Raw genomic sequence first — 13513 nt, forward strand, 5'->3', positions numbered from 1 at the left:
TTAGCCCTTGACCGCGCCGAGCATGACCCCGGAGACGAAGTACCGCTGGACGAAGGGGTAGACCATCAGGATCGGTACGACGGTGAGCACGATCGTCACCGCCTGGATGCTGGCGGCGGTCTGCACCACGTCGGAGGTGCCGATACCGCCACCGGTGGAGGTGGCGCTGGTCGCCCCCGCGATCAGGTTGCGCAGGTAGACGGTGACCGGAAAGAGATCCGACCGGTCCATGTAGAGGAACGCGCTGAACCACGAGTTCCAGAAGGAGACCGAGTAGAACAGCACCATGGTCGCGATCACCGCCTTGGACAGCGGGATCACGATCCGCAGCAGGGTACCGTACGTGCTCAGCCCATCGACGGCCGCGGCTTCCTCCAACTCCACCGGCAGGCTCTCGAAGAACGCCTTCATGACCAGCAGGTTGAAGACGCTGATCGCGTTCGGCAGCACGATGGCCCAGATGGTGTTCCGCATGCCGAGGTTGTTGATCAGCACGTAGTTCGGGATCAGGCCGCCGGTGAAGAACATGGTGAAGACCGCGATCCCGACCAGCGCGCCCCGACCCTTCAGGTGGGGCTTCGAGAGCACGTACGCGTAACAGGTGGTCATCACCATCGCGATCAGCGTGGCGACGACGGTGTACACCACGGTGTTGCGGTAGTTCGTCCAGAACATCGAGTCCGACATCACCAGGTCGTACGTCTCCAGGTTCCAACCGCGCGGAATCAGGTTGACCTGGCCGGACCGGATGTAGAACTCGTCGCTGAACGAGCGGGCGACGATGTTGACGAACGGGTACAGCGTCACCACCACGACGAGGGTGAGGACGATGCCGTTGACCACCTGGAAGATCCGGTAGCCGCGGCTGGTCTGGATGCCGCGGCGTCGCCGGGGCGCGGCCGGTGTGCTGAGCCCCTCGTCGGACGGCTTCCCGGGCGGGGTCAGGGTCGGGTTGGTGGTCACCACAGGCTCGCCCCCACTGTGCGACGGGAGATCGCGTTCGCCGACAGGACCAGGGTCAGCCCGATCAGGGCCTCGAAGAGTCCGATCGCCGCCGCGTAACTGAGATTGCTGGACTGCACACCCATCCGGTAGACGTACGTGGCGATCACGTCTCCGGTCGGGTACGTCAGCGGGTTGTAGAGCAGCAGGATCTTCTCGAACCCGACCGCCATGAAGGTGCCGACGTTGAGGATCAGCAGCGTCACCATCGTCGGCCGGATGCCGGGCAGCGTGACGTGCCAGGTCTGCCGCCACCGGTTGGCGCCGTCGATCCGGGCCGCCTCGTAGAGGTTGTCGTCGATGGTGGTGAGTGCGGCCAGGTAGAGGATGGTGCCCCACCCGACGGTCTGCCAGACCTCGGAGGAGACGTAGATGGTCCGGAACCACTCGGGCTGCTGCAGGAACGGCACCGCCTCGCCGCCGACGGCCCGGATCATCTGGTTCACCGTGCCGTCGACGGAGAGGATCTGCATCACCATGGCGGCGACGACCACGATCGACAGGAAGTGCGGCAGGTACGACACCGACTGGACGAACCGCTTGAGCCGGCGGGCCCGGACCTCGTTGAGCAGCAGGGCCAGCACGATCGGCAGCGGGAAGCAGATGACCAGGGTCAGCGCCCCGAGGACCAGGGTGTTGGTGAAGACGTTCCAGAACGTCGGGTCGGTGAGGAACATCTTGACGTAGCGCAGGCCGACCCAGTACTCGCCGAAGATGCTGCCGCCCGGCTGGAACCGGCGGAACGCGATCACGCTGCCGAGCATCGGCAGGTAACGGAAGATCAGGAAGAACAGCAGGGGCAGGACCGCCAGCGAGTAGAGCTGCCAGTCCCGGCGAAGTGCCTGTCTCCAGCTCCGGCGCCGGGGGCGGTCGCGACGGCCGCGCTCGGGCCGTACCTCGACGCTCCGGCTCTCCGGGGGCGGGACCAGTGTTCTCGGTGTGCTCATTTTCGGGCCTCCGGAATGTGCGGGAGCGCGACGTTGCGCTCGACCCGCACCAGCGACTCGAGTTGTCGCTGGTGACCGACCTCGCGCTCGGCGCCGACCAGGCGGAGCGGCACGGTGGCCGCCACGTCGCCGCTGGACCGGCCGAGGCGCAGCTCGACGTCGCCGGGCTCGACGATCCGTCGGCCGTGCACGCCGGCGAAGGACGTGACGTCGGCGGGGACGACGAAGGTCGTCTCGGCGGCCTCGCCCGGCTCCAGCGGAACCCGGGCGTAGCCGACCAGTCGGACCACCGGCCGGGTCGTCTGGGCGACCGGGTCGTGCAGGTACAGCTGGACGACCTCGGTACCGGCCCGGGCCCCGGTGTTGCGGACGGTGATCCGTACCGTCACCTCGCCGTCGACGGCCCAGGCCGTCGGTCCGTCGGCTCCGTCGGCCGAGCCGGGCGGCACCGGCTCGCCGTCCGACCCGAGTACGACCGCGTCGCTCCACTCGAACGTCGTGTAGCTGAGCCCGTGTCCGAACGGGAAGGCGGGGGTCGGGTCGACGGACGACACCTCGGTCCGGCGGCCCAGCGGCGGGGCGAGGTAGGTACCCGGCAGGCCGCCCGAGTCCCGGGGCACACCGACCGGCAGCCGTCCCGACGGGTTGACCGCCCCGGTGAGGACCTCGGCCACCGCCCGACCGCCCTGCTGGCCGGGGAAGAACGCCTGGACGACGGCGGCGGACTCGAGGTCCGGGCCGAGCGCGTACGGTCGTCCGGCCAGCAGCACCAGGACGACCGGGGTGCCGGTGGCGAACACCGCCCGGACCAGTTCGCCCTGTACGCCCGGCAGACGCAGGTCGCTGGCGTCGCATCCCTCGCCGGAGGTGCCCCGGCCGAAGAGGCCGGCCCGGTCGCCGACCGCGACGACGCAGACGTCGCTCTCCGCCGCCGCGGCGACCGCCGCCGGGATGCCCGAGGTGTCGTCGCCGGTGATGTCGCAGCCCGGGACGTGGGTGAGTTTCGGTACCAGTTGGCCGAGGGCCTCCCGCAGCGACCGGATCTCCACCCCGGTCTCGTGCTCGGGATGCCGGACCCCGACGTGCAACGGGAAGGAGTAGCAGCCGAGCATCGCCATCGGGTCGTCGGCGACCGGTCCGACCAGCGCGACCCGCTGGTCGGCGGCGAGCGGCAGCAGCCCGCCGCTGTTGCGGAGCAGGACGACGGACTGCCGGGCCAGCCGCAGGGCGATGTCCCGGCCGATCTCGTCGTCGAGCCGCAGCCGCTCGACGTCGTCCGGCAGCGGCTGCCAGTCCGCGTCGAGCAGGCCGAGTTCGGCCTTCTGGGCCAGTACCCGCCGCAGTGCCCGGTCGACCAGCGCCTCGTCGACGGCGCCGGAGCGGACCGCCTCGGCCAGCGGTGGCCCGTACGCGTCCGCACTGGGCAGTTCCACGTCGATCCCGGCCCGCAGCGCGAGCCGGGCGGCGTCGGCGGGGTCGGCGGCGACCCGGTGCAGGGTCTGCAGGAACCGGACCGCGAAGTAGTCGGCGACCACCACGCCGGTGAAACCCCACTCGTCGCGCAGCAGTTCGGTCAGCACGGTCGGATCGGCGGCCACGGGTACGCCGTCGATCTCGGCGTACGAGTTCATCACCGAGCGTGCCCCGCCGAGCCGCAGTGCCATCTCGAACGGCGGCAGGATGACGTCGACCAGTTCGCGTCGGCCCATCGGCACCGGAGCGTGGTTGCGGCCGCCCCGGGAGGCGGAGTATCCGGCGAAGTGCTTGAGGGTGGCGACGACCCCGGCACCCTCCAGACCCCGGACGTACGCCGCGCCGACCGTGCCGACCAGGTACGGGTCCTCGCCGATCGTCTCCTCGGTCCGCCCCCAGCGGTAGTCCCGGGTCACGTCCAGCACCGGCGCCAGACCCTGGTGTACGCCGGCGGCCCGCATGGAGAGGCCGATCCGGGTGGCCATCGCCTCGACCAGTTCGGGGTCGAAGGCGGCGCCCCAGCTCAGCGGCGCCGGATACACGGTGGCCCGCCAGGCGGCGAAGCCGGTGAGGCACTCCTCGTGCACCTGGGCGGGTATCCCGAACCGGCTGACCTCGGCGATCTGCGCCTGGGAGGCGGCGAGCGACCGCGCACCGAGCACCGGGTCGACCGGCGCGGTGCCGAACGGCCGGGTCAGTTGGCCGAGCCCGTGCCGGATCGCCTCGCTCCACTGTGGCGCGTCGCTGGTCATGTCGGCCTGGTGCGGGGCGACGCCGCCGCCGGAGGCGTCAGCGCCGACCCAGAGCCCAACCAGTTGGGCGAGTTTCTCCTCAAGTGACATCAACCGGATGAGCGCGTCGGCCCGTTCCTGGGGGGAGAGCGCCGGATCCCGCCAAGGCGTGGTTATTTCGGACCCGGCTCCGTCGTCGATGGGCAACTGACTTGTCATGCCACCCTTCCAGTCCGAGCATGGGTTCGTCCCGTTCGGGTGGCGGGCGGCTCACGTCGGCGTGTCTTCGAAACTTTCGGTAATAACTGCGTTACCTGTGCCGGGCAACTTAAGCGCCGCGCCGAGGTGTGTCAAGGGTCTCTGAACTGCGGTCCTCATTGATTGCATGGAGTATCGTCCCGGAAACACTTCGGCCGGCGGTGTCGGGTCTCCGGTCAGTGCCTACGCTCTTGATCTTCACGGTGTTAGGGTTCGTAGCCGAAACTTTCGGACACGTTGTGTGAGGCCATGATGACAAGCAATCGTCCGGATGTCGGACCCGGTTCGGCAACGATCGCGACCATTGCCGACGAGGTCGGCGTCTCCATGACCACTGTTTCGAAGGTCCTGAACGGACGGTCGGACGTCGCGCCGGACACCCGGGCCCGGGTGGAGGCCAGTCTGGAGCGGCACCGGTACCGCCGCCGGGGCAAGCGGCAGTCCGTCGGTGCCGAGCAGATCGACCTGGTCTTCCACGAGTTCAACGCGGCCTGGGCGATGGAGATAATCCGTGGGGTGGAGGCGGTGGCCGCCGCCTCCCGGATCGACGTGGTGCTCTCCCAACTGGGCGGCGCACACCGCCCCCCGGCGCAGTGGCTGGACGTCGTGCTGGCCCGGCGCCCCCTCGGCGTACTGCTGGTGCTCTGCAACCTGACCGAGTCCCAGCGTCAGCAGCTGCAACGGCAGCTGATCCCGTTCGTCGTCATCGACACCGACAGTGCGACGTCGGCCTCGGTTCCCACCGTCGGATCGAACAACTGGAACGGCGGCCAACTCGCCGCCCGGCACCTGTTGGAACTGGGGCACCGGCGGATCGCGATCATCTCCGGCCCGCAGGACGTGTTGTGCAGCCGGGCGCGGGCCGCCGGGTTCCAGTTCGCCCACGACGAGGCCAACATCCCCGTCGACCCGGAACTCGTCCGGTACGGCAGCTTCTATGTGGACGCCGGCTACCAGCACGGCATGGCGCTGCTGAGCCGGCCGGACCGCCCCACCGCGATCTTCGCCGGCTCCGACCTGCAGGCCATGGGGGTGCTCCGGGCGGCCCGACAGCTCGGTCTGGACGTGCCCCGGGACCTCTCCGTGGTCGGCTACGACAACATCTCGGTCGCCGCCTGGCTCGGACCCGCCCTCACCACGGTCAACCAACCGCTGCGACACATGGCCACCACCGCGACCCAGATGCTGCTCGACCTGGCCCGGGGCGTCGACCTGCCGACGAGCCGGGTCGACCTGGTGACCGAACTGGTCGTCCGGGAGAGCACCGCGCCCCCGCCCCCGCCACCTGGGTAGCGGCAGTGTTCCGAGGGCGCGGGCAGCGGACAGGGTCCGACGACGCGCGGCGGGCCGCCCGGCATCTGCTCCGGGCGGCCCCACCGATCGGTGCCTCGTGCTGCCGGCTCAGTCCCGCGAGGTGAAGGTCGAGAGGAAGTCGTGCGGCGCCGGGGAGCCGCTGTTGTCGAAACACAGCACGTCCACCTCGGCGGTGCCGCCGACGTGCCGCCACGGCTGGGTCAGGTGGCAGTAGTTCGACCCGGGTCCGAACGCCGTCACCTGGGCGTGCGTCTCCTGGTAGCCGAGGAACGGGTACTTCACCAGGTAACGGCCGGCCGGAGCGAGCGCGCCGAAGGCGTTGAACCCGAATCCGCCGGCCGGGTAGTTCCAGTTGGTCTGGCCGCCGTGGGCCGAGGAGAGGTAGCCGACGTACTTCGGCGGTCCGAACGAGCCGAAGACCGCCCGCTCCCGGTGGTAGGAGAGGGTGAACTCGCTCGCCGTCGCCGCCCCGGCCTGGTCGAAACAGGCGACGTAGGCGATGACGTCCAGCCCGCTACCACCCCAGCGCAGTACCTTGCAGCGGCGTGGTCCGGCGTTCGGCTGCACCGCGGTCACCTGGAGGTTGCCGGCGAGCCCGGCGAGGACGCCGACCCCGCCGAGCCGGACCTCGTAGATGCCGACCCCGACGGGGGTCACGCTCACCCCGCCACCGGTCGAGTTGTACGCCTGCACGATCGCGGCGGGCCCCCACTGCACCGAGGCGTACGTCCCCTCGGCCGGCGGGATCACCCCGGTGCTGACCGTCCACAGTACGGTGAACGGAGTGTCGGCCCGGTCGCCGCCCGGCTTGTGGCACTGCACGTCGACGATCTCGTCAGCGCCGGACTGACCCCAGCGCACGATTTCGCAGTAGTGTCCGGTCCGGTTGACCGGAGTCACCTGCACGTTTCCCCGTGAACCGGTGCCGACCTGCGGAAACCTGACCAGGAACCGGCCGGGCGCGACCCGCATCCCCTCGGCGGACAGTCCGGGGAAGGTGTCCTTCCAACTGCCCCACTGCCGGGTCGGGTCCAGGACGGTCCAGACGGGCACGGTCGGATCGTCGACGTAGGCGAAGCCCCAGCGGTCGGCGGTGGCGGCCCGGGCGGGGGCGGTCGGGGTGGCCACCGTGGCCGCGAGCGCGGCGGCCAGGGCGACGGCGAGCAGGCGCGGACGGAGTCGCATAAACCCTCCTGTCGGCAGAGGTCGATGTGGCCTCACAGTCTCCGCGAAGGAAGGCGGTCGCGCTGTCGGATCGTGGGCACCACCGGGCCGGCCGATGTCGTCGGCCGGTGCCGCCGTCAGGGCTTGCGGCCCACGCCCACGAGGTTGTCCAACCTCCGGGGCGGTCCGGACGGGCTGGGGTCGGGCCGCCACTCGGTGACGTCCACCAGGCCGGGCTCGACCAGTTCCAGGCCGTCGAAGTAGCTGGCGATCTCCTCCGGGCTGCGCATCGCGTACGGCGGATTGGCCGACTCGTTCCAGATCCGCATCACGTCGTTGAGTTCCGGGTTGGTGTTGGTGCCGTCGACGACGACCAGGTGACTGCCGGAGGGCAGGGCGTCCATCAGTCCACGTACGGCGGACCGGGCCTCCTCGACGGTCGGCAGGTGGGCCAGGATCCCGGAGAGCATGAGCGCGACCGGCTGGTTGAGGTCGAGCGTCCGCCCCGCCTCGCGCAGGATCGTCTCGGCGTCGCGGAGGTCGGCGTCGATGTAGTCGGTGGCGCCCTCGGGGCCGCTGGTCAGCAGGGCCTGGGCGTGGACGAGCACCAGCGGGTCGTAGTCGACGTAGACGATGCGGGCCTCCGGGGCCACCGACTGGGCCACCTCGTGGGTGTTGTTGGTGGTGGGAAGTCCGGTGCCGACGTCCAGGAACTGGCGGACGCCGGCCTCGCCGGCCAGGTAGCGCACGGCCCGGTTGAGTACGGCGCGGTCGGCGCGGGCGATGTCGACGATGATCGGAAAGGACTTCGCGATCTCGTCACCGAGGGCACGGTCGACCGGGTAGTTGTCCTTGCCGCCGAGCCAGTAGTTCCAGACCCGGGCTGTCTGCGGAACAGTGGTGTCGATCTTGGGTCCGGACTCCTGGTCGTCGCCGGACAGGCGGATCTCCTCGGTCACCAGTCATGCCCTTCGGTCTGTAGCCGTCCACAGTGGTGGGTCAAGGATACATCCGTCGCGACGTCGTCTCATCGAAGATCGCGGATGATCTGGTCCAGGATCGGTACGGTGTCCTTCGCCGGGGCGGCCTCGACGAACAGGCGGTTCACCGCGTCGAAGTAGCAGTCGACGTCCTCGCGTCGGTCCAGGTACAGGGCGCTGGTCAACTGTTCGATGTAGACCAGGTCGGGCAGGTCCGGCTGGGCGAAGCGCAGGATGCTGAAGGCACCGCCGGCCGCGGCGTGTCCACCGGCGGCGAGCGGGACCACCTGCAGGGTCACGTTCGGCATCTTCGTGACGGTGGCGATCAGCGCCTCGAGCTGGTCGCGCATCACCCGGGGGCCACCGACCGGGCGGCGTAGCGCGGCCTCGTCCACCACCGCCCACAGCTTGGGCGGATCCGGACGGGAGAGGATCTGCTGTCGCCCGAGTCGCAGCCGTACCCGGCGCGTGACCTCGTGCTCCTGCGCGCCACCGTGGCCGAGTCGCACCACCGCCCGGGCGTACTCCTCGGTCTGCAGCAGGCCCGGGACGAACTGGACCTCGTAGCTGCGGATCAGCGTCGCGGTCGCCTCCAGGCCCAGGTACCGCTGGAACCAGTTCGGCGTGACGTCGCGGTACGCGTACCACCAACCCGACGCGTTCGCCTCCCGGACCCGGGCCAGCAACGCGGCCCGCTCTCCCTCGTCCCGTACGTCGTAGAGGGACAGCAGGTCCAGTACGTCGCGTTCCTTGAAGCCGACCCGCCCCAGCTCCATCCGACTGATCTTCGACTCCGAGGCGCGGATCGGCTCACCCGCCTCCGCCCTGGTCAGCCCCCGTTCCTCGCGCAGGCGCCGGAGCTGGGCGCCGACCATCATCCGCACCGCCGTCGGGCCGTCGCCAGGCCCGTCCTGCTGTGGTGATCCGCGCACCGCGCACCTCCGGATCTTTCCCGCGGTCCAGCATGCCACCACGGCCCGGTGGAAGCCACCTGCTGTCGATGCCGGTGCGTCGGGCCGGGGCGTGCGGGTGCCGTTCACTAGGGTGGGGGCATGGTCGACCTGCGCCAGGTGTCGTCGTTCCGGGTCCGCGCCCAGCAGCTCGACCGGGACCACGGCACGCTCGGCGACACCGCCGTACTCGACGTCGGGGTGCAGGACACCGGACCGGACGGCGCCCGGTGGGCCCTGGCCCTGCGCGGGGTCGACGTGACGGCGCTCGCCGAACCGGATGTGATCATGTTGTGGACCGTCCGAGGCGCTCCCCACCTCTACCGGCGCGGCGACGCGGGCGAGGTGGCCGCAGCGGTCGAGCCGTACTCCGAGGCTGACGCGGGCCGGCGGATCTACGACGCGGCCAGGCCGTTGAAGGCGGCCGGCATCGGTAACCTCGCCGCGCTCGACGAGGTGGCCGCCCGGTTGCGGGCCATCGTGACCGGGCCGATGGTCAAGGGCGACGTCTCCGGCCGGCTGGCCAGCGTGCTGCCCGAGCCGTACCTGCGGTTCTGCCGACCCTGCGACGCCACCCACACCTACGAGATGCCGTTCCGGCTGGCCGCCGTACGGGCCGGACTGGAACTGCGCCCCGACACCTCGCCGCCGGTGCTGTGCCCGATCGCGGGGTTCCGTCCGGCGGCCGTCGCCGGCGAGCGGTTCGACCTGGTCCGTGGCTACCTCCGGCTGCTCGGTCCGGCCACCCCCAGGCAGGTGGCGGGTTACCTCGACGCCCCGGTCAAGGACGTGAAGGCGCGCTGGCCCGAGGACGTGGTCGAGGTGACGGTCGACGGCGAACCACGGTGGCTGCTCGCCCGCGACCAGACGGTGCTGGAGTCCGCCGAGGCCGCGGTGACCCGACTGCTCGGCCCGTACGACCTCTTCCTCCAGGCCCGCGACCGGGAGACGCTGGTCGCCGACCCCGCACACGCGAAGGAGCTGTGGCCGGTGCTGGGGCGTCCGGGTGCGGTCCTGGTCGACGGTGAACTGGTGGGCAGTTGGCGGCCCCGTAAGTCCGGCCGGAAGTTCACCGTCGCGGTCCGGCCGTGGCGCCGGTTGTCGTCGGCCACCCGGGACGCCGTCGCCGAACAGGCGGAGCGTCTCGCCGGGTACCGGGGCGTCACGCTCTCCGGTGTCGAGTTCGGCGGATAGCGTCCGACCCCGCCGATCCCACCCCGCCGACCCCACCCCGCCGACCCCACCCCGCCGACCCCACCCCGCCGGGCCCGGCCGGTCGGTGGCGGGTCGCCGATTCGGGACACCTGGACCTCAACCGCGATTGAGCCCGTACGGTCAGGGGTCATGAGCAGAATTCCGGGGGACCGTCGGACCTTCTACCAGTTGCTCGGCAACACCCTGCTGGTGTCGGTCACCAACTACACCGTCTGGTTCGCGATCACCTTCTACGTCTACCTGCAGACCCGGTCGGTCTTCGCCACCGGCGTGGTCTCGGGGATCTTCCTGGTGATGACGGCGTTGACCGGGATCTGGTTCGGCAGCCTCGTCGACCATTTCCCGAAGAAGACGGTCATGCAGGTGTCGGCGGGGGTCTCGCTCGCCCTGTACGCCGTGGCCCTCGTCGTCTACCAGGTCGTGCCGCACCGGTCGTTCAGGGATCCGACGAGCGTCGGGCTCTGGACGCTCATCGTGCTGCTGATGTGTGGCGTCATCGCGGGCAACATCCGGACCATCGCGCTGCCGACCCTGGTCACCGTGCTGATCGCCGAGGAGGGCCGGGACCGGGCCAACGGGCTGGTCGGCAGTACGTCGGGAGTGGGCTTCCTGGTCACGTCGGTGATCAGCGGCGTCCTGGTGGCGGTCGGCGGAATGCTCTGGGTACTGGTCCTGGCGTTGGTGGTGCTCGCCGTCGGCGTCCTGCACCTGGCCCTGGTGACGGTGCCGGAACGGGCTCCCGGCCCGGACGGCCCGACCGGACGAGTCGGAACGGAACCGGTGGAAGGGCCGGCTGCCGGGGCGGCGGTCACGGCCACCGACCTGCTCGCGCCGGTGCCGGACCCACGGCCGGCGGTCGGTGGGACACCGGGGGAGCCGGAGGGCGGACCGAAGCGCAGCGTGGACCTGCGGGGCACGATCCGGGTGGTCGCCGAGGTGCCGGGCCTGCGGGCCCTGATCCTCTTTTCCGCGTTCAACAACTTCCTCGGCGGCGTCTTCATGGCGCTGCTCGACGCGTACGGCCTGTCCTTGATGTCGGTCCAGGCCTGGGGTCTGCTCTGGGGGCTGCTGAGCACCGGCTTCATCGTCGGCGGGCTGCTCGTCGCCCGGACCGGCCTGAGCCGGAACCCGGTACGGCTGCTGCTGCTGGTCAACCTCGCGCTCTGGACGGTGACCCTGCTGTTCCCGCTGCGCTCCTCGATCATCCTGCTCACCGCCGGCCTGTACGTCTACATGCTGCTGGTGCCGTACGCGGAGGCGGCCGAGCAGACGATCCTGCAGAAGGTGGTGCCGTACGAGCGGCAGGGGCGGGTCTTCGGCTTCGCGCAGAGTGTCGAGCAGGCCGCCTCACCGCTGACCGCGTTCCTCATCTCACCGCTCGCCCAGTTCGTCTTCATCCCGACCATGACCGACGGGGTCGGTGCCCGGACCATCGGGGGCTGGTTCGGCACCGGCGCCGACCGGGGGCTCGCGCTGGTGTTCGTACTGACCGGTGTCGTCGGTCTGGCCGCGACCGCCGTGGCCTTGTCCAGCCGGCCGTACCGGCGGTTGAGTGGTCGGTATCTGAGCCGGCCGGCGGACCAACCGTCGCCGGTCGAGGTGGGGTAGGCCGGTTCACTCGAAGGCGGGCAGGTGTCGTTCGCGGGCCCGCACGAGGTGCTCGCGCATCGCGGCCTCGGCCTGGTCCGGGTCCCCGGCGGCGATGGCCGCCGCGACCCGCTGGTGTTCGTCCCGGGTGGTGCCGGTCTGCCCGTACGGGAAGTAGCGGCGGTGCAGGTGCAGGTGGACGTGCAGCCGGTCGAGGCCCTCCCGCAGCAGGGCGTTGCCGGACGCCTCGGCGATCAGGCCGTGGAAGCGCGCGTCGAGTGCGGTGAAGGCGGCGTGCCAGCCGTCCGGGCCGTCGGTCTCGGGCGGGGTCGGTACGGCGGCCTCGGCGGTGATCGAGGCGCGTTGCGCGGCGCTGGCCCGTTCCGCGGCGAACCGGCTGCCCGCGCACTCCAGCAGTAGGCGCATCTCGAACATCTGGAAGAACTCGTCCCGGGTCAGCAGCGGGCTGACGGTGTAACCGGCGAGCGGGCGTTTGCGGACCAGTCCGTCGGCCTCCAACCGGGCCAGCGCCTCGCGTACCGGGGTCGGCGAGACGGTCAGTTCGCGGGCGAGCGCGTCGATGTTGATCCGGTCGCCGGGGGCCAGGGTGTGCTCCAGCACGAGGCTCTTGAGTGTCTCGTAGATGTCGTCGCCGAGCGTGGAGCGCCGGAGCTGGATGGGTTCACGGCTGGTCAACGACCCTCCTTCCCACGTCGGTCTGTAGCCCGCAGGTTAAGCCTTGACTCACTGATGACAAGCGGGTACACATTCTGGAACATCCTATAGGATCTACGATCGGACAAGAGGTGCGGTCATGACTCGGAGACCGTTCGTCCGGCTCGGCGCGGCGGCCACCCTCCTGGTGTTTGCCGTCGGCGCCACCGCCGGTTGCACGAGGAAGAGCGAGAACGACACGTCCGGAGCCACCACCCGGACGGCCGACCAGGTGAAGATCGCCCTCGTACCGGGCGGGGCGCACCCTTACTTCCAGCCCTGGAAGACCGCGGCCGCCCAGGCCAGGAGTGAACTCAAACTCGCCGACGTCACCTTCAACGAGACCTCCGGCTGGGACCAGACCAAGCAGAACGACGTGGTCAGGTCCCTCGCCGCCCAGGGATACAACGCCTTCGGCATCTTCGGCGTCTCGCCGGAGAACATCAACGCCTCCTTCGAGGACCTGAAGCGGCAGGGATTCCCGGTCGCCTCGCTGGCCTCCTGCCCGGCCGGTGACGTCAACAAGGCCGACTTCTGCCTCTCCACCGACGTGGAACTCGCCGCGTACAAGGCCGCCCAGGCGGCGGTCCAGGCGATGGGCGGGCAGGGCAACCTGGTCCACCTCACCGGCAACAAGGTCGACTCGAACACCCAGCGCCGCATCGCCGGGGTGCAGAAAGCGGTCGACGAGACCGGGGGCAAGGTCAAGCTGCTGCAGACCGTCACCGACGTCGACAAGGACCTGCAGAGCGCGCAGAAGGCCGTCGCCGACCTGCTCGCCGCCAAGGGCACCCAGATCCAGGGGATCGTCAACACCGCCTACAACCCGGCGGTCGCCGCCGCGGAGGGTGTGAAGCAGGCGAAGCTGCCGATCAAGGTCATCGCGATCGACGACGACCAGACCATCCTCGCCGGCATCCGGGACGGCTCCGTCGCCGGCACCGTACTGCAGAACCCGGTCGGGCAGGCGACGGTCGGGGCGTACGCGCTGTTGAAACTCTCCGAGGGCTGCACCATGAGCCAGCCGGGTGTGGTGGTCGACTCCGGCTCCTTCGTGGTCACCACGGCGAACGTGGCGAGCTACGAGGCCGACCGCAGCGCCAAGACGGACGAACTGCGGAAGGCGTTCGACAGCCAGTACCTGCGCTGCGGCTGACCGTACACGGGCCGGGGCGGGC

The 13513-nt window shown here is 70.4% G+C and carries 11 protein-coding genes; 4 read left to right on the forward strand and 7 right to left on the reverse strand.

What is annotated here, in order from left to right; all coding sequences use genetic code 11:
• The 3 genes from V1633_RS14825 to V1633_RS14835 are packed head-to-tail and all read right to left on the reverse strand — an operon-like array spanning position 1 to position 4372.
• Entirely contained in the window at positions 1–963 is a 963-nt protein-coding gene (locus V1633_RS14825; RefSeq protein WP_331214882.1) for a carbohydrate ABC transporter permease, read from the reverse strand.
• Positions 960–1949, reverse strand: coding sequence for an ABC transporter permease (locus V1633_RS14830; RefSeq protein ID WP_331214883.1), 990 nt, complete (start codon positions 1947–1949; stop codon positions 960–962). The genes V1633_RS14825 and V1633_RS14830 overlap by 4 nt, the downstream gene beginning before the upstream one ends.
• A complete protein-coding gene (locus tag V1633_RS14835; RefSeq protein ID WP_331214884.1) occupies positions 1946–4372 on the reverse strand; it encodes a beta-xylosidase/alpha-l-arabinosidase in 2427 nt (808 codons plus the stop codon). The genes V1633_RS14830 and V1633_RS14835 overlap by 4 nt, the downstream gene beginning before the upstream one ends.
• 291 nt (positions 4373–4663) lie before the next feature.
• On the opposite strand from V1633_RS14835, the gene V1633_RS14840 reads away from it, so the two are divergent.
• A complete protein-coding gene (locus V1633_RS14840) occupies positions 4664–5704 on the forward strand; it encodes a LacI family DNA-binding transcriptional regulator (protein WP_331215199.1) in 1041 nt (346 codons plus the stop codon).
• 108 nt (positions 5705–5812) lie between these two features.
• Here the strand turns inward: V1633_RS14840 and V1633_RS14845 are convergent, their stop codons facing one another.
• The 3 genes from V1633_RS14845 to V1633_RS14855 all read right to left on the reverse strand — a co-directional run bounded on the left by V1633_RS14845 (position 5813) and on the right by V1633_RS14855 (position 8747).
• Positions 5813–6910 (reverse strand): hypothetical protein, encoded by a 1098-nt coding sequence (locus V1633_RS14845; protein WP_331214885.1) that lies wholly within the window; start codon positions 6908–6910, stop codon positions 5813–5815.
• Between the two features lie 116 nt (positions 6911–7026).
• Positions 7027–7848, reverse strand: coding sequence for an SAM-dependent methyltransferase (locus tag V1633_RS14850; protein ID WP_331214886.1), 822 nt, complete (start codon positions 7846–7848; stop codon positions 7027–7029).
• Positions 7849–7916: 68 nt separating this feature from the next.
• Positions 7917–8747, reverse strand: coding sequence for a helix-turn-helix domain-containing protein (locus V1633_RS14855; protein ID WP_331215200.1), 831 nt, complete (start codon positions 8745–8747; stop codon positions 7917–7919).
• 174 nt (positions 8748–8921) lie between these two features.
• Between V1633_RS14855 and V1633_RS14860 the strand changes: the two genes are divergently transcribed.
• Positions 8922–10013 (forward strand): winged helix DNA-binding domain-containing protein, encoded by a 1092-nt coding sequence (locus V1633_RS14860; RefSeq protein ID WP_331214887.1) that lies wholly within the window; start codon positions 8922–8924, stop codon positions 10011–10013.
• A 150-nt stretch (positions 10014–10163) separates the two neighbouring features.
• Positions 10164–11642 (forward strand): MFS transporter, encoded by a 1479-nt coding sequence (locus V1633_RS14865; protein WP_331214888.1) that lies wholly within the window; start codon positions 10164–10166, stop codon positions 11640–11642.
• A gap of 6 nt (positions 11643–11648) precedes the next feature.
• Here V1633_RS14865 and V1633_RS14870 read toward each other — a convergent pair whose 3' ends face one another.
• Positions 11649–12317 carry a GntR family transcriptional regulator gene (locus V1633_RS14870; RefSeq protein WP_331214889.1) on the reverse strand — a complete coding sequence of 223 codons (669 nt, stop codon included), beginning with the start codon at positions 12315–12317 and terminating at the stop codon, positions 11649–11651.
• A gap of 118 nt (positions 12318–12435) precedes the next feature.
• On the opposite strand from V1633_RS14870, the gene V1633_RS14875 reads away from it, so the two are divergent.
• Entirely contained in the window at positions 12436–13491 is a 1056-nt protein-coding gene (locus V1633_RS14875) for a sugar ABC transporter substrate-binding protein (protein ID WP_331214890.1), read from the forward strand.
• The last annotated feature ends 22 nt before the right edge of the window (positions 13492–13513 follow it).

Source organism: Plantactinospora sonchi (assembly GCF_036422035.1).
Classification (GTDB): domain Bacteria; phylum Actinomycetota; class Actinomycetes; order Mycobacteriales; family Micromonosporaceae; genus Plantactinospora; species Plantactinospora sonchi.